At 66.2% G+C, this 15,237-nt stretch carries 13 protein-coding genes and 1 other RNA gene; 4 read left to right on the forward strand and 10 right to left on the reverse strand.

Going from position 1 to position 15,237, the window contains the following annotated elements; translation table 11 throughout:
• The first annotated feature begins 144 nt into the window (after positions 1-144).
• Positions 145-1,731: an alkaline phosphatase D family protein gene (locus ABQ137_RS19350; protein WP_184519904.1), complete on the forward strand. Its 1,587-nt coding sequence runs from the start codon at positions 145-147 to the stop codon at positions 1,729-1,731.
• A 110-nt stretch (positions 1,732-1,841) separates the two neighbouring features.
• Here ABQ137_RS19350 and ABQ137_RS19355 read toward each other — a convergent pair whose 3' ends face one another.
• Positions 1,842-2,438 (reverse strand): 4'-phosphopantetheinyl transferase family protein, encoded by a 597-nt coding sequence (locus ABQ137_RS19355; protein ID WP_024937565.1) that lies wholly within the window; start codon positions 2,436-2,438, stop codon positions 1,842-1,844.
• A gap of 126 nt (positions 2,439-2,564) precedes the next feature.
• Here ABQ137_RS19355 and ABQ137_RS19360 point away from each other — a divergent pair, with 126 nt between their 5' ends.
• A complete protein-coding gene (locus ABQ137_RS19360) occupies positions 2,565-2,816 on the forward strand; it encodes a GlsB/YeaQ/YmgE family stress response membrane protein (protein WP_016901812.1) in 252 nt (83 codons plus the stop codon).
• Between the two features lie 55 nt (positions 2,817-2,871).
• Here the strand turns inward: ABQ137_RS19360 and ABQ137_RS19365 are convergent, their stop codons facing one another.
• Complete coding sequence (locus ABQ137_RS19365; RefSeq protein ID WP_184519901.1) at positions 2,872-3,309, reverse strand: GFA family protein; 438 nt, start codon at positions 3,307-3,309, stop codon at positions 2,872-2,874.
• Entirely contained in the window at positions 3,306-4,085 is a 780-nt protein-coding gene (xth, locus tag ABQ137_RS19370; protein ID WP_184519898.1) for an exodeoxyribonuclease III, read from the reverse strand. The genes ABQ137_RS19365 and xth overlap by 4 nt, the downstream gene beginning before the upstream one ends.
• 492 nt (positions 4,086-4,577) lie before the next feature.
• On the opposite strand from xth, the gene ABQ137_RS19375 reads away from it, so the two are divergent.
• Positions 4,578-5,726, forward strand: coding sequence for an ROK family transcriptional regulator (locus ABQ137_RS19375; RefSeq protein WP_166771888.1), 1,149 nt, complete (start codon positions 4,578-4,580; stop codon positions 5,724-5,726).
• 85 nt (positions 5,727-5,811) lie between these two features.
• Here the strand turns inward: ABQ137_RS19375 and ABQ137_RS19380 are convergent, their stop codons facing one another.
• The 7 genes from ABQ137_RS19380 to ABQ137_RS19410 all read right to left on the reverse strand — a co-directional run bounded on the left by ABQ137_RS19380 (position 5,812) and on the right by ABQ137_RS19410 (position 12,872).
• Positions 5,812-6,525, reverse strand: coding sequence for a hypothetical protein (locus ABQ137_RS19380; protein ID WP_311770054.1), 714 nt, complete (start codon positions 6,523-6,525; stop codon positions 5,812-5,814).
• Positions 6,526-6,617: 92 nt separating this feature from the next.
• The gene (locus tag ABQ137_RS19385; protein WP_349783390.1) at positions 6,618-7,508 is read right to left on the reverse strand and encodes a peptidylprolyl isomerase; all 891 of its coding nucleotides are present in this window, start codon (positions 7,506-7,508) and stop codon (positions 6,618-6,620) included.
• Positions 7,509-7,597: 89 nt separating this feature from the next.
• A non-coding RNA gene (locus ABQ137_RS19390) (sX9 sRNA) lies at positions 7,598-7,673 on the reverse strand.
• A 61-nt stretch (positions 7,674-7,734) separates the two neighbouring features.
• Positions 7,735-8,742, reverse strand: a complete 1,008-nt coding sequence (locus ABQ137_RS19395) for a glycerophosphodiester phosphodiesterase family protein (protein ID WP_349783406.1) — start codon at positions 8,740-8,742, stop codon at positions 7,735-7,737.
• Positions 8,743-9,363: 621 nt separating this feature from the next.
• Positions 9,364-11,091 (reverse strand): cation acetate symporter, encoded by a 1,728-nt coding sequence (locus ABQ137_RS19400; protein WP_065033399.1) that lies wholly within the window; start codon positions 11,089-11,091, stop codon positions 9,364-9,366.
• Positions 11,088-11,405, reverse strand: coding sequence for a DUF485 domain-containing protein (locus tag ABQ137_RS19405; protein ID WP_024937573.1), 318 nt, complete (start codon positions 11,403-11,405; stop codon positions 11,088-11,090). The genes ABQ137_RS19400 and ABQ137_RS19405 overlap by 4 nt, the downstream gene beginning before the upstream one ends.
• An 84-nt stretch (positions 11,406-11,489) precedes the next feature.
• A complete protein-coding gene (locus ABQ137_RS19410; protein ID WP_039521213.1) occupies positions 11,490-12,872 on the reverse strand; it encodes a DcaP family trimeric outer membrane transporter in 1,383 nt (460 codons plus the stop codon).
• A 294-nt stretch (positions 12,873-13,166) separates the two neighbouring features.
• Here ABQ137_RS19410 and acs point away from each other — a divergent pair, with 294 nt between their 5' ends.
• Entirely contained in the window at positions 13,167-15,110 is a 1,944-nt protein-coding gene (gene acs, locus ABQ137_RS19415) for an acetate--CoA ligase (protein WP_065033398.1), read from the forward strand.
• The last annotated feature ends 127 nt before the right edge of the window (positions 15,111-15,237 follow it).

Consider the following 15,237-nt stretch of genomic DNA (forward strand, 5'->3'; position numbering starts at 1 on the left):
CGCGCAGAGCTTGCGATGCGTGCTGCACAACGCGGTGACTGCATCCATCCCCACAGGCCGGGCGCGTCGTGCAGCGCGATGGACACGCGCCGGTAAGACGGCGGCGCTATATCTGGGCGCCGCTGCCAGACGTTCGAGGATCCCATGACCGCCTCCGATCCCGCCCGCCGCCGCGTGTTGCAAGGGTTGGGTGCCGGCTTGTTGCTGCCGGCCACTGCCGGTTGGTCCACGCGTAGTCTGGCTGCGCCGTCCGGGCGGCCGCTGATCACCGATGGGGTGCAGAGCGGCGATGTCGTGGATGGCCGGGCGTTGCTGTGGAGCCGCTGCGATCGGCCGGCGCGGCTGCGGGTGGAATGGGATACGCGCCCGAGCCTGCGTCAGGCGCGTCGCGTGGATGGGCCGGTGGCTTCGCCAGCGCACGATTTCACTGCGCGGGTGGATCTGGGTGCATTGCCGCGCGATCAGGACATCTTCTACCGGGTGCGCTTCGAAGATGCCGACAACGGTGTCTTGAGCGCACCGGTGCACGGCCATCTGCGCAGTGCGCCGCAGGCGCGTGGCGATGTGCGCTTTGTCTGGAGTGGCGACACCGTCGGCCAGGGCTTCGGCATCAATCCGGACATCGGCGGCATGCGCATCTACAGCGCGATGCGCGAGCGCAACCCGGATTTCTTCCTGCACAGCGGCGACACCATCTATGCCGACGGCCCGATCCCGGCCGAGCTGATCGTGGAAGAAGGCAGGCGCTGGCGCAACCTCACCACCGCGGCCAAGAGCAAGGTGGCCGAAACGCTGGACGAATTCCGCGGCAACTACCGCTACAACCTGCTCGATGAGCATGTGCGCCGCTTCAATGCCGAGGTGGCGCAGGTCTGGCAATGGGACGACCACGAAACCACCAACAACTGGTCGCCCGGCAAGCAGCTGGACGAGCGCTATCAGGTGCGCGATATCGGGGTGCTGGCCGGTCGTGCACGTCAGGCATTTCTGGAATACGCACCGCTGCGCGGCGTGCATGCCGATGGCAACGGGCGCATCTACCGCAAGATCAGTTATGGCCCGCTGCTGGATGTATTCGTGCTGGACATGCGCAGCTATCGCGGCGCCAACAGCGACAACCTGCAGCCGCAACCGGGCGCGGACGCGGCCTTTCTGGGCCCGCAGCAACTGGCCTGGCTGCAGCACGAACTGGCCGGCTCGCGCGCGCAATGGAAGGTGATTGCCGCCGACATGCCGATCGGCCTGCAGGTGCCCGATGGGCAGGACGCCGCAGGCCGCGCGCGCTGGGAGGCGATCGCCAACGGCGATCCGGATGTGCCGCGCGGGCGTGAACAGGAGATCGCCACGCTGCTGCGTTTCATCAGCACAGCGCGCATTCGCAACACGCTGTGGCTGACTGCCGATGTGCATTATTGCGCGGCGCATTACTACCACCCGGATCGGGCGGCGTTTCAGCAATTCGAGCCGTTCTGGGAGTTCGTGGCCGGCCCGCTCAATGCCGGCAGCTTCGGCCCGAATGCACTCGATGCCACCTTCGGCCCGACGGTGATCTTCCAGAAAGCACCGCCGGCGCCCAACCTGTCGCCGCTGGCAGGATTTCAGTTCTTTGGCGAAGTGGAGATCGATGCACGCACCGGCGTGCTGACGGTGACCTTGCGCAATCTGGATGGGGAGGCGCAGTTCCGTCAGCCGATTTTGCCGCACGCTGCGACGCGGCCGGAACATGCCTGAGACGTCGGTCGGACCAGCAACGCAAGCATCCATGTCCGGCACGTGCTGCATCACGGTCCAGGACGCAACGCTCACCGCGCTGCAGCCACGCAGTGAAGCGATCGCCGCGCCTATTCGGCCGGCAACGGGTAGAACGCCAGCGCAGCGCGGCAATCCGGTGCGGCCCACCATTCGTGCAACTGCCATTGCGTGGCCTGGCCGAGCGCGGGGTCGCACCACTGCAACTGCAATGCGCCGTCGGGTGCCACTGCGTAGGCAAGCCGATGCAGGCCAAACGACAGGCCATGCCCGTACGCCTTGAGCAGCGCTTCCTTGGCGCACCACAGGCGGAAAAACAGCGCCTGTTGCGCGTCCGGCTGCAGTCCGGCCAGCACTGCGATTTCGTCGGCATGGAAGAATCGTTGCGCGATTTCCAGCAGACGTGGGCGCGCGCGGATGCGCTCCAGATCCACGCCCAGCCGCACGCCCTGCCCCAGGCCGACCAGCAGGTAGTCGCCGCTATGGCTCCAGCCGGTGTCCCGGTCGGGCAAGGCCGGCTGCAGCGACGGCCGCCCACGCTCGTCGCGCCGCAGCGGCACCTGGGCCGGTTCCAGCGCCAAAGCCTGGCCCAGCAACTCGCGCGCCTGCGGTTCGCCACGCTCGCCATGCCGGTGCGGACGCAGCCACAGCTGCACCGGGCCGATATGCCAGCTTGCGTGCGCTGTCACGCTGCGTGCACCAAGCACAACAGCCGCATGCGCGTGCGACCGCGCTCGACAGTCACTTCACGCCGGCCTGCGTTGAATGGCGCCCATGCACTACTTCCGGTGCAATCGCATGAGGAGTTCGGCAACATGGGCATCATCATCTGGTTGATCGTCGGCGGCATCGTGGGTTGGCTGGCCAGCATCATCATGCGTCGCGATGCACAGCAGGGCATCATTCTCAATATCGTGGTCGGCATCGTCGGCGCGCTGATCGCCGGGTTCCTGTTCGGTGGCGGCATCAATCAGGCGATCACGCTGTGGACCTTCGTGTGGTCGCTGGTGGGTGCGGTGATCCTGCTGGCAATCGTCAATCTGTTCACCCGTGGCCGCGTGCGCTAAGCACGCATCCACTGATGGAACATTCAACGCCCGGGCCTGCCCGGGCGTTGTCGTTTCAGCCATCGGCCGGAGCACGATCCAACGGATGGTGCACCCCATCTTCCACCGGCACGGCGATGTTCAATGCATAGGGATTGACGCCTTCCAGGCAACCGACGTTGTAGCCGTACTCGTTGGGATTGGAGCGCCGCCGATGATGCGTGTAGATGCCGCACACACCGCAGAAATAATGCGCCGCCACGTGCGTGTTGAACTGATACAGCCGCAGCACGTCCTCGCCCTGCCGCACGTGCAGGCCATCCAGCGTCACCGAGGCGACGATGGCGCCCCGGCGGCGGCACATCGAGCAGTCGCAACGACGTGGATCGAGCAGGCCGTGCGGCAGATCCAGATCGATCTGCACCGCGCCGCAGTGGCAACTCAGCCGATGCACCGGGCTGATCGTGACCTCGCCAACCTTGTATGTGCTACGCCGCAGATGCCGCTCGCTCATGCGCCCGCCTCGGCCAGGCGTACCCAGGCCGGTGCGTGGTCGCTGGGGCGCTCCCAGGTGCGCGGTTCGCGATCGATGCCCGCGTCCACCGCGCGTGCGCGCAAGGCCTCCGAGACCAGGGTCAGATCGATGCGCAGGCCCAGATTGCGGCGGAATCCGGCCTGGCGGTAATCCCACCAGCTGAACTGCTCGGCTTGCTCATGATGCAGGCGGAACGCATCGTGCAGGCCCAGCGTCAGCAGTTGTTCCAGCGCGGCGCGCTCGGCGCTGGAGGTGAGGATGTGGTGCTCGTTCCACACTGCCGGATCGTGCACATCGCGCGCATCCGGAGCGATGTTGAAGTCGCCCAGCACCACCAGCTGCGGATACTTGTGCAGCTCCTGCACCAGCCAGTCGTGCACCGCGGCCAGCCAGCGCAGCTTATAGGCGTACTTGTCGGTGCCCACGTCCTGGCCGTTGACCACATACAGGTTGACGATGCGCACGCCATCGACGGTGGCGGCGATCACGCGCTGCTGCACGTCGTCGAAACCGGGGATGCCCATCTGCACGTCCAGCGCCGGCGAGCGCGACAGGATCGCCACGCCGTTGTAGGTCTTCTGCCCGCAGAACACGCTGCGATAGCCGGCAGCGGCCAGCGCCGCATCCGGAAACTTGTGGTCTTCCAGCTTGGTTTCCTGGATGCCGACCACGTCGGGTGCGAACGTGCCCAGCCACTGTTGCAGGTGCGGCAGGCGCACATTGAGCGAGTTGACGTTCCAGGAGGCAATCTTCATGGCGTGGCGCGGACCGTGGTTCAAACCACCAATGGTACCGCGCCGCCGGAGTGTGCTCAGGGGCGTAGGGCGATGCGCACGCCGAGCTGGTTGGCGACAGGGCGTTCCCGCTCGGAATGCCGGTGTGGATGAGACGATTGAGCGCGTGCAGGCGCACCGTCCACGCGCACGGTCAGGGTGCTGGAACCGCAGTCGGCGACCAGCATCCATCGCTTTTTGCGCGCGATCCAGGCCAGCGCGCTGCGCGGTTGGGCGCCTCGTCGTAGTCGGCGCGACTGGCCTCGCGTGGCTGGCGCTTGCCGTCGGCCATCTGCAGCTCGGCGGTGCAGGTCGAGCAGGGGCAGCAGGCCGCGGCCGGGAACACGGACAGGTGCGCAGGCGTGAGGCGGGATGACCGGTGATGACAGAGGCTGGCAGTCCAATAACTTACTGTAAATTAATTATTTTGACCGGACCGGGTAAGCTGGCCCCTCCCCCGCGCCGCCGCTCGCCATGCCGTCCACTGCCGCTGTCGCATTGCCGCCGCATGCGCCGAATTTCCCCGGCCTGAGCCGCAACGAGCGCGACATGCTCGACCGCCTGCGCCTGGCCGGCGTGCTCACCCGCGCCGACCTCAGCCGCGGCACCGGGCTGACCGTGCAGACTGCGGTGCGCCTGATCGAAGGCCTGCAGGCGCGCGGCATGGTCCACATGGGCAGCGGCGTGGCACGTGCCGGCCGCGGCAAGCCGGGGGTGGCGGTGTCGTTGAACCCGGCGCACGGCCACACCTTGGGCGTCTCCATCGCCACCGACGCGCTGAGCCTGGCGCTGGTGGATTTCGCCGGCCAGGTACTGGCGGTCAGCGAGCTGCCGCTGGACGCGCGCAGTGCCGACGCGGTGTTGCTGCAGTTGCAGGCCGGCGACGCAGCGCTGCTGGCAGGCCTGGACCACGCGGTGGGGCCGCGGCTGGGGATCGGGTTGGCGATGAGCGGGTTCTTTACCGGCGAGGACGGGCGCATCAATCCGCCCGAGCCGCTGCGTGCGCTTGGCGAGTTCGCCCTGGCGCCGTGGCTGGCGCAGGCCTGCGCGCAGCCGGTGTGGATGGACAACGACGGCAGCGTGGCCGCCGCCGGCGAAGCGATGCTGGGCGTGGGCCGTCGACATCGCGACTTTGCCTACCTCTATCTCAGCTACGGGTTCGGCGGCGGCCTGGTCATCGACGGCCAGGTCATGCGCGGTGCGCGCGGCAATGCCGGTGAATTCGCCGGCATGCTGCCGGCGCAGAAGCTCGAACGCGCCACGCTGGAACTGCTGCGCGAACTGCTGGCCGACGACGGCGTGGCGTTTGCCGACGTGCGCAGCCTGCTGGCCGCCTACGACCCGACCTGGTCGGCGATCGAGCGCTGGATCGCGCGCAGCGCGCCGGGGGTGTCGTTGATCGTCTCGGCGATCACCGCGGTGTGCGACCCGGAAGCGATCGTGTTCGGCGGCCGCCTGCCGGCCGATCTGGCCCGACGCCTGATCGCCGCCGTGCAGATCGACAACCTGCCGCGTCGCGGTCAGGGCAGGCCGATGCCGCTACTGCTGCCGGCCGAGGCACCGGCCGACGCCTGCGCGATCGGTGCGGCGACGCTGCCGTTGAAGGCGCGCTACTTCCGTTGACTGAAGGTGCCCCGCCCCTGTCGCGGGTGCTGACAGTCTGCGTTGCCGTTGGATGGGCGCTGGTTCGTGCGTCGCAGAACCGGCGTCAATCTGCGGTGGCAGCGCGCCCACGGCAGCAATAGCCGAACAACTCAACCGCCAGCTCACGTGCCTGTTGCTGCTGTTGTTGGGTGAGCGACTCCAGCAATTCGTCTTCTGCCTGCAACGGTGCCGATGGATCCAGCGCGTGGTCCGGCGGTTGGCGCGACGCCAGCCGCCACGCCGCCGCATACACCGGGTCGGGCGCATGCAACAGCGGCGATTCCACCACCTGCGCCAAGGTGTCGATGGCATCGCGATGGCCCGCCAATGCCAGCGCTTCCAACTCGGCCACAATCGCGGCCACCTCCTGTTCGTCGCTCGCCGACAGGTGCGCAGGCATGCCGGCAGGTACGCCGGCCACCGCACGTTGCAGCAACTCGGCCGCACGCTGCGCAAGTAGATAGCGTTGCGCATCGGTATCGCCGTGCGCCGCGGCCGTGCGTAGCAGCGCCTCGATCTGCAGCTGCGTGCCGGCGACGCAGCGACGGCCCTCCAACGGCGGCACCTGTGCACCGCCGTGCGCGATCTGCGCGGCTCGCTCCTCACCCTGTTGACGACAGGCCAGCTGTTGCATGGCGCTGTCGAACAGGCCCTGACCGACGCGCGCCGGCAGCTGCGTCGATGCAACGCCGGCATGCACCGCAGGGTGCGCAGCGACGCTGCTCTGCGGGTGCAACGCAGCAGGCGTGCGCAGGCTCCACATTCCGGCGGCCGACATCGCTACGGCCACGCACATCGCGCCCGCCACCGGCCAGCGCGACCGCCTCCGATGCCATGGCCGCGCGCCAACGTTCAGCGCAGGCGTTGGCATCAACGCAGCGCCGCTTCCAGTGCGGCGCGATCGAACTGCAACGGGTTGTCCTGGCGCAGACGTTCCAGTGCAGCGGTGGCGGCCTGGTCGCGCAATTGCACTTCGATCTGTCCGCGCGCTGTCTCCAGCGTGGCGGGTATGCGCGCATCCACACAGATCAGGTGATATCCCTCCGGCCCGCGGACGGGGGCCGAAACCTGCCCCACGCCCAGCCCCTGCACGGGCGCAGCAAAGACATCGGCCACGTTGCGCAGGAAGATCGATGACAGCTGGCCGCCCTCGGCCGCAGTGCTGCCATCGTCGGATTCGCGCATTGCCAGTTCTTCGAAGGGCGTGCCGGCATCCAGCTGCTGCTTGAGCCGCTGTGCGCGTGCGAGCGCCTGCGCATCGGTCAACGGTGTGCCGCGCCGGGCATCGCCTTGGGGCTGCAGCGCCACGAATAGATGGCTGAGGCGAACCTCGTCGTAATCGTGCGGATGCGCATCGAACTGGGCCTGCACCTGCGTGGCGTCGATAGACGCGGCATCGCGTGCGCGCCGCTGCATTGCCTCGGCAAGAATGGCATCGGTGGCCTGACGGATGTGCGCGGCCACCACCGGGTCGTCTTGCAGGTGCGCCTGGCGGGCCTGGTCAACCAGCAGCAGCCGGTCGGCAAATTCGCGTATGAAACTCGGGTCGGCCGCAACGGCCGGATTGGCGTTCTGCGGCAGGTCGGCCAGGGCCAGCGCGCGATATTCCGGCGCACTGAAGGTCTGGTGTCCAATCTGCAGCACCTTTCCGGAAGCCGGGCCAGTGTGCAGGTGTGCATCGGGTGTGGCGGCCTGCGCCAACGGAGTGGAGCAGGCAAGGCTCAACCAAAGCAGCCTGAAACAATGCGGTGTGGAAAACATGGGCAATCTCCGTCATGGCATGAACCGGCGGCGGCAGTGCCGCCGCCGGGACCGCCGGCCCGCACGGGCCGGCAACAGCTGCTGAGAGCGGCTAACGAAACGTAGCGAGCAGTTGTCAGGTGGGCGTGGGCGACGCGGAGGGACCGGCGTGTACGAGTGGTACATGAGGACTCCGAGCACCGGCCGCGCCCGCCTGGCGGCTGCGCAGTAGTTTTGTCAGTTGCTCTTAGTCGTGCTTGCCGCGCGCGCGCAGGTAGGCGATGGCCGCTTTCGGGTCGTCGCTGGTGATCAGGCCAAAGGCCTCGTCGCGTACGATGAAATCCAGATTGCCGCGATTGTCGGCCGTGTCGCGGCCACCGCCGTAGGAGAAATACAGATCCGACAGCGCGTAGCAGCAGGCGCCGCTGCTTTGATAGAACTTGCCAGCAGACGGGCCATCCGGAATCGCCTGGAAGACGCCCACGCGATACCCACGCTCGCGAATGAAATCGGCATCGCTCTGCAGCAGGCCGCCGAGTTGCTTGACGTTGATCTCCATCGTCTGGTGACCGTTGTTCATCCATGCCGAAATCGTCTGGCGCACATTGATCTTGCCCAGCATGTTGGTGGTAAACACCGGTATGCCGACCATGCCGCTGCCATCTGCACGATAGGCATCGCGACTGGTGTACAGCGTTGCATTGACCTTGGCGGCCACATAGCTGCCCGATGCCGCGCCGAACTGGCTTTCGGCGGCCTTGCGCACTGCGCGTACCGTGGCCGCATCCTTGATGTCGAACACCATCGGCGTACGCAGGTTGTGCTGCTTGTAATAGGCAAACAGCTCATCCACACGCGGTACGTGATAGCCGGTGGTGGTACGACGATCAGGCGTCAGCAGGAACAACTGGCTGACCTGCGACCACGGGGTGACCAGAATCGACGGGTTGACGCCCTGGTTGGTGATCGGGTCGTACTTCACTCCGGGATGTTGCTGCCACACGGTGGTGGTGCGGCCCAGGTTGTAGTCATGCAGCAATACCGGCACGCCATCGCTGGTGAGCTTGACGTCCAGCTCCACGCCATCCATGCACTGGTCGTTGGCGATCTGCAGCGAGCCGCGCGAGTTTTCCGGCATGTCGGCGATGCCGGCGTATTTGCCCCATAAGCCACGGTGCGCCAGCACAACGGTATTGGAGGAGTTGAACAGGATGCGTTGCATCTTGATATCGGAGCTGTCGTTGCATGCGGCCATCGCCAGCTGCGGCAGTGCAGCCAGCAGGGCCAGGGCGCCGAACAGGCGGCAGGCGCGGGCCAGCGGATGTGGAGCGAGGAGGATAGGCATGGTCTCAGTGTCCCGGTTCGTAGGTACAGGAAGGGCAAGAGGTGGACGAGAGCCGACGGGTCGACGCAATCGGCGGACTCGCTTGCGCACTCGCCAACCGGTCGATACCGGGGGAGAGGCCAAGCCGGGCGTGATCAGCGTTCGGCTTGCGGCCAATTTAGTCACCCTAGATGACTTAATTTCTTCGCTGGTGTTGCGGTTGTTCGCGATCGCGCAGGCATTGCGTGCAAAACGAAGCGGGCAATGCGATCGCATCGATGCCACGCAAGGACGCAGCGCTGTCGTGCATGCGCGCGCAGCGCGTCGGGCGCCTGCGCACCGAGGTCTGATGGGGCGTTGCGCCCGCGTCGTCACGACGCTGGATCGCTGCCGGCACCCGCGCGGTGCGCGCGCTCGACCGATACCCCCCCGCCCTTCGCGTCAGAAGACGATCGTAGGGACGTGGCACAGGCGCTGCCCGCTGCCTGTCTTGGCCAAAACGCAAAACGCCGGCACTAGGCCGGCGTTCTGCGACTGCGCAGTGACTGTACGTCAGTGACCCGACGCACCGCTGGCACCCAGGCCGGTTTCGGCACGGATCTGCTGCGCCTTGAACGCGGCACGTTCGTTGGCGGCCTGCGGGCTGTGATCCAGGATCGAGAACAGCCAGATGCCGACAAAGCCAATGGTCATCGAGAACAGCGCCGGCGAGGTGTACGGGAACGGCGCCGAACCGGCTGCGTTGCCCAGCGTGTCCACCCACACCGACGGCGACAGGATGGTGAGCACCAGCGACGAGACCAGGCCCAGGAAACCGCCGACCACCGCACCGCGGGTGGTGCAGTTCTTCCACAACAACGACAGGATCAGCACCGGGAAGTTGGCCGAGGCTGCGATGGCGAACGCCAGCGACACCATGAAGGCCACGTTCTGCTTCTCGAACACGATGCCCAGCAGCACCGCGATCACGCCCAGCACCAGGGTGGTGGCACGCGAGACCTTCAGCTCAGAACCCGGCGCCGGATTGCCCTTCTTGATCACCGTGGCGTACAGGTCATGCGACACCGCCGAGGCGCCGGACAGGGTCAGGCCTGCGACCACCGCCAGGATGGTGGCGAAGGCTACCGCCGAGATGAAGCCCATGAACACGTTGCCGCCCACTGCATTGCCGACCAGCACTGCCGCCATGTTGGCCGCGCCCTTGCCGCCGTGGATGGTGCCGGTGGCGACATCGGCGAACTGCGGGTTGGTCAGCACCAGCGCGATCGCGCCAAAGCCGATGATGAAGATCAGGATGTAGAAGTAGCCGATCCAGGTGGTGGCCCACAGCACCGACTTGCGCGCCTGCTTGGCATCGGGAACGGTGAAGAAGCGCATCAGGATGTGCGGCAGGCCGGCGGTGCCGAACATCAGCGCCATGCCGAACGAGATCGCCGAGATCGGGTCCTTCACGAAGCCGCCCGGGCCCATGATCGACAGGCCGGCCTTGGCCGCGTCCTCCGGCGATGCGCCGCCATTGGCCGCAATGGCCGTCTTCACCCGCACGCCCTCGGCAAACAGCGCCTCGAAGCTGAAGTTGAAGTGCCACATGATCGCCACCGCCATGAAGGTCACGCCGGTCAGCAGCAGCACCGCCTTAATGATCTGCACCCACGTCGTGGCGGTCATGCCGCCGAACAGCACGTAGACCATCATCAGCACGCCGACCAGGGTCACCGCCACCCAGTAGTCCAGGCCGAACAGCAGCTTGATCAAGGCGCCGGCGCCGACCATCTGAGCGATCAGATAGAACAGCACCACCACCAGCGTGCCCGACGCGGCAAAGCTGCGGATGGCGGTCGGCGCAAAGCGATAGCCGGCCACGTCGGCGAAGGTGTACTTGCCGAGGTTGCGCAGCCGTTCGGCCATCAGGAAGGTCAGGATCGGCCAACCGACCAGAAAACCGATCGCATAGATCAGGCCGTCGTAGCCATTGGCCATTACCGCCGCGGTGATGCCCAGGAACGAGGCCGCCGACATGAAGTCGCCGGCGATCGCCAGGCCGTTCTGGAAGCCGGTGATGCCACCGCCGGCGGTGTAGAAGTCCGAGGCCGACTTGGTCTTGGCCGCCGCCCACTTGGTGATCCACAAGGTGCCCAGCACGAAGAAGCCGAACATGCCGATCGCCACCCAGTTGGTGGGCTGCTTGTCGACCTGGCCCATGTCGCCGCCGGCGGCCAGCGCGATGCCGGCCGGCATCAGCCCGGCCAGGATCAGGAGAAGGCGCGAATACTTGCTCATTTGCGTGCGTCCTCGAGGATCTGCGCGGTCAGCTGGTCGTAGGTGTTGTTGGCGCGGCGCACGTAGATGGCGGTGATGACGATGGTGAACACCATCACCCCGATCGCGATCGGGATGCCGATCGAGGTCACGCCGGCACCGATCGGCTTGGCGAGGAATTCCTTGTCGAAGGCGATCAGGCCGATGTAGCCGTAATAGGCCAGCAACATCAGCACGGTGAGGGTCCAGCCCAGCGCGTTGCGCTGGCGCTTGAGTGCGTGGTACTTCGGATTGGCATCGATCTTGGCGATCAGTGCGTCATTCGAGACGGTCATTGTCTGTCTCCTGGTAGAGCGCGGGTAAAACGACGGTGGCCTTGCCCGTCCCACCGCAGTGGAACGAGCCGCCGGTGGCAGAAACTAGAAGCTGTACTTGGTGGTGAATTGCAGGCGCGAAATGTCGCCGCTGTCGCCGTTCTCGGCTTCGCGACGGCCATACATCAGCTCCGCGCCCACATCGACCTTGGGCAGCGGCGAATAGAACACGTTGGCGCGGATGCTCTGCTGCGATTTGCTCGCAAGCGCGCCGGTATTGGCGATGTCGTGGTCGTAGTTCACCCGCGAATACATGATCGTGCTGCGCAGCTTGGCGTTGTAATCGTGGCGCCAGGCCACCCAGCCGGCGATCGTGCTGACGGTCTGGATATTGCCGTCCATGTCGATCTCCACATCCGAGCCGTTGCCCAGGCCCAGATAGCGCCCCAGGCCCTCGCCGTAGCTGAGCTGGTAGCGCAGATCGTTGTTGGAATTGATGATCCAGCGGCCGCCGCCGGCAATCGCGCCGCCGAAGTCGGTGTCGTTGGTCAGCGCGCTGCGCGTGCGGTACTGGCGCGCGATCGCCGACAGGCCGAACGTGCCCCAGGTGCCCTTCCAGTTGTAGCGCGCGGTCAGGTCCGGCATCGCGCCGTGGTCGGAGGCCAGGATGGTGTTGCCGCCCTGGTAGGGCGTGGTCAGCGTCTCGGGGTTTTCCGCCGACACGCTGAAGGCGCCACGGGTGTAGCGGATCTGGGTCTGACGGCTGAACAGTGCGCCGTCGGTCGGCCCGACGATGTCGGCGGCCTCGGGCAGGATCGTGGAGTCGATGAAGTTGGACCAGGTCTGGCCGGCCAGCCAGTTGTTCCAGCTCACGTAGGCGTGGCGCAGGGTGCCGCCGTACAGATTGTTGACCTGGTTGGCCAGCGCGTTGCCGAAGAAATCCAGTTCGATGAAGCCGGTGATCTTGTCGCCGTTTTCGGTGACGGTGTCCACGCCCAGGTTGAAGCGCGAGAACTTGGCATGGAAGTCGGTATCGGTGCTCGAGGCCTGGCCACCGACCGGCGTCTGGGTCGGGATATACAGGTAACGGCCCACCGCGCCCTCGGGCAACGCGCCGTCGGAGGTGCGGGTGGTCATGAAGTCGGCCTTGATGAAACCACCGTAACGGAACGTTGTCCCCGCCGCTGCGTTCGGTGTGATGCTGGTCAGCTGGATCGGCCGCTTGCCGGCCGGCACTGCAGGCGCGGCCGGTGCCTGTGCCTGCGCGGCGCGCACCTCGGTCACCTGCGTCTGCGTCTGCGTGATCTGGCCCTGCTGTTGTTGCTGCGCCGACACCAGCAGCTGGACCTGACGCTCGAGCTCGGCAATGCGTGCTTCCAGCGCCTTTTCCTTGGCGGTCTGCGCGAACGCCACGCCCGGCAGGATGCTCGCCACGAACAAGGCAGCCGCCAGCGGATGGCGCACCAACGGTGCAGTACGGTGTGTCATGGACCCCTCTCCCCGATAAGGCCTCGCGCTTGATGGCGATGCTGTGCGGAGCGTGAGGCAGTCCGCGCTTTGGAGCCTATTCGCCTTTGGTCGTAGCTGCAACGCAGCATTCCGCAAGGTGACCGATCGTCGCACCAGGGCCGGCAACCGATTGCCGATCGCGCGCTGCGGCGGTTAAGACCAAGGTCTAAGGCGCGGTTGAACGCCGGGACAGAATGGATGCGGCACACTGATTGCCTACCGAGGGCAGCCGCAACGTCCTCTTCCGACAAGTTCATCGCAAGTGAGGGTGCCATGGCTGATGTTTATCCCGTCGATCCCGCGTTCGCCGCCGATGCGCGCATTACGCGCGAGCAGTACGCAACGCTGTACCGCGAATCGATCGAACACCCCGAGCAATTCTGGGGCAAGGCCGCGCAGCGGCTGGAATGGTTCAAGCAACCCACCGAGGTGAAGGACGTCAGCTACGCGCTGGACGATTTCCATATCCGCTGGTTCGGCGACGGCGAGCTCAATGCCAGCGTCAACTGCCTGGACCGCCAGCTGGCCACGCGCGGCGACAAGACCGCGCTGTTGTTCGAACCCGACAGCCCGGATGCGCAGTCCTACCCGGTCACCTATCGCGAGCTGTACGAGCGCGTCTGCAAGCTCGGCAATGCGCTGCGCAATCTCGGCGTCAAGAAGGGCGACCGCGTCACCATCTATCTGCCGATGATCGTCGATGCCGCCGTGGCCATGCTCGCCTGCGCGCGCATCGGTGCGGTGCACTCGGTGGTGTTCGGCGGGTTTGCCGCCAACTCGATCGCCGACCGCGTGGTCGATTGCCAGAGCAAGCTGATCATCACCGCCGACGAAGGCCTGCGCGGCGGCAAGAAGATTCCGCTCAAGGCCAATGTCGATGCGGCGCTGAAACTGCCCGGCACCAACACCGTGGAAACGGTACTGGTGGTGCGCCACACCGGCGGTGCGGTGGAGATGCAGGCACCGCGCGATCGCTGGTTCCACGATGTGGTCGACGGCCAGCCGGCCGAGTGCGAACCCGAGCGCATGAACGCGGAAGATCCGTTGTTCATCCTCTACACCTCCGGTTCCACCGGCAAGCCCAAGGGCGTGCTGCACACCACCGCCGGCTATCTGCTGTTTGCCAGCTACACGCATGAAGTGGTGTTCGACCTGCGCGAGGACGACATCTACTGGTGCACCGCCGACGTGGGCTGGGTCACCGGCCACAGCTACATCGTCTACGGTCCGCTCGCCAACGGCGCCACCGCAGTGATGTTCGAGGGCGTGCCGAACTACCCGAACGTGTCGCGCTTCTGGGAAGTGATCGACAAGCACAAGGTCAGCATCTTCTACACCGCGCCCACCGCGATCCGCGCGCTGATGCGCGATGGCGAGGAGCCGGTCAAGAAGACCTCGCGCAAGAGCCTGCGCCTGCTCGGCAGCGTCGGCGAGCCGATCAACCCGGAAGCCTGGCGCTGGTACTACGAGGTGGTCGGCGACAGCCGCTGCCCGATCGTGGACACCTGGTGGCAGACCGAAACCGGCGGCATCCTGATCTCGCCGCTGGCCGGCGCGGTCGATCTCAAGCCGGGCTCGGCCACCCTGCCATTCTTCGGCGTGCAGCCGGCACTGGTGGATGCCGAAGGCAAGATCCTGGAAGGCGCCACCGAAGGCAACCTGGTGCTGCTGGATTCGTGGCCGGGCCAGATGCGCTCGGTCTATGGCGACCATCAGCGCTTCATCGACACCTACTTCCGCACCTATCCAGGCAGCTACTTCACCGGCGACGGCTGCCGCCGCGATGCCGATGGCTATTACTGGATCACCGGCCGCGTGGACGATGTGATCAACGTGTCCGGCCACCGCATCGGCACCGCCGAGGTGGAAAGCGCGCTGGTCTCGCACCCGAAGGTTGCCGAAGCGGCCGTGGTCGGCTTCCCGCACGACGTCAAGGGCCAGGGCATCTATGCCTATGTCACCCTGATCGCCGGCGAAACCCCGAGCGAGGAACTGCACAAGGAACTGGTGAGCTGGGTGCGCAAGGAGATCGGCCCGATCGCCTCACCCGATCACCTGCAATGGGCACCGGGCCTGCCCAAGACCCGCTCGGGCAAGATCATGCGCCGCATCCTGCGCAAGATCGCCGAAAACGCACCCGATCAACTCGGCGACACCTCGACCCTGGCCGATCCGTCGGTGGTGGATTCGTTGGTGAGCGAGCGGTTGGCGCGCTGAGGGGCGGTGATTGGGCATTCGGGAATGGGGATTCGCATAAGCGGGTTCCCAATCCTTCGCCATTCCGCGTTCGAATGTCCGGTATTGAACGGCAGTCGGGACGCAGACGGCGCTTTCAGACCGGCTC

Origin of the sequence: Xanthomonas sp. WHRI 8393, from assembly GCF_040203315.1 — a bacterium.
GTDB classification, from domain to species: Bacteria; Pseudomonadota; Gammaproteobacteria; order Xanthomonadales; family Xanthomonadaceae; genus Xanthomonas; species Xanthomonas arboricola.

Bases quoted from the DNA above. Each gene is read 5' to 3' on its own strand.
- ABQ137_RS19410 (WP_039521213.1), bottom strand. From the start codon at position 12,872: ATGACACACCGTACTGCACCGTTGGTGCGCCATCCGCTGGCGGCTGCC.
- acs (WP_065033398.1), top strand. From the start codon at position 13,167: ATGGCTGATGTTTATCCCGTCGATCCCGCGTTCGCCGCCGATGCGCGC.
- ABQ137_RS19360 (WP_016901812.1), top strand. From the start codon at position 2,565: ATGGGCATCATCATCTGGTTGATCGTCGGCGGCATCGTGGGTTGGCTG.
- ABQ137_RS19375 (WP_166771888.1), top strand. From the start codon at position 4,578: ATGCCGTCCACTGCCGCTGTCGCATTGCCGCCGCATGCGCCGAATTTC.
- ABQ137_RS19350 (WP_184519904.1), top strand. From the start codon at position 145: ATGACCGCCTCCGATCCCGCCCGCCGCCGCGTGTTGCAAGGGTTGGGT.
- ABQ137_RS19380 (WP_311770054.1), bottom strand. From the start codon at position 6,525: ATGTCGGCCGCCGGAATGTGGAGCCTGCGCACGCCTGCTGCGTTGCAC.
- ABQ137_RS19405 (WP_024937573.1), bottom strand. From the start codon at position 11,405: ATGACCGTCTCGAATGACGCACTGATCGCCAAGATCGATGCCAATCCG.
- ABQ137_RS19395 (WP_349783406.1), bottom strand. From the start codon at position 8,742: ATGGCCGCATGCAACGACAGCTCCGATATCAAGATGCAACGCATCCTG.
- ABQ137_RS19400 (WP_065033399.1), bottom strand. From the start codon at position 11,091: ATGAGCAAGTATTCGCGCCTTCTCCTGATCCTGGCCGGGCTGATGCCG.
- xth (WP_184519898.1), bottom strand. From the start codon at position 4,085: ATGAAGATTGCCTCCTGGAACGTCAACTCGCTCAATGTGCGCCTGCCG.
- ABQ137_RS19385 (WP_349783390.1), bottom strand. From the start codon at position 7,508: ATGTTTTCCACACCGCATTGTTTCAGGCTGCTTTGGTTGAGCCTTGCC.
- ABQ137_RS19365 (WP_184519901.1), bottom strand. From the start codon at position 3,309: ATGAGCGAGCGGCATCTGCGGCGTAGCACATACAAGGTTGGCGAGGTC.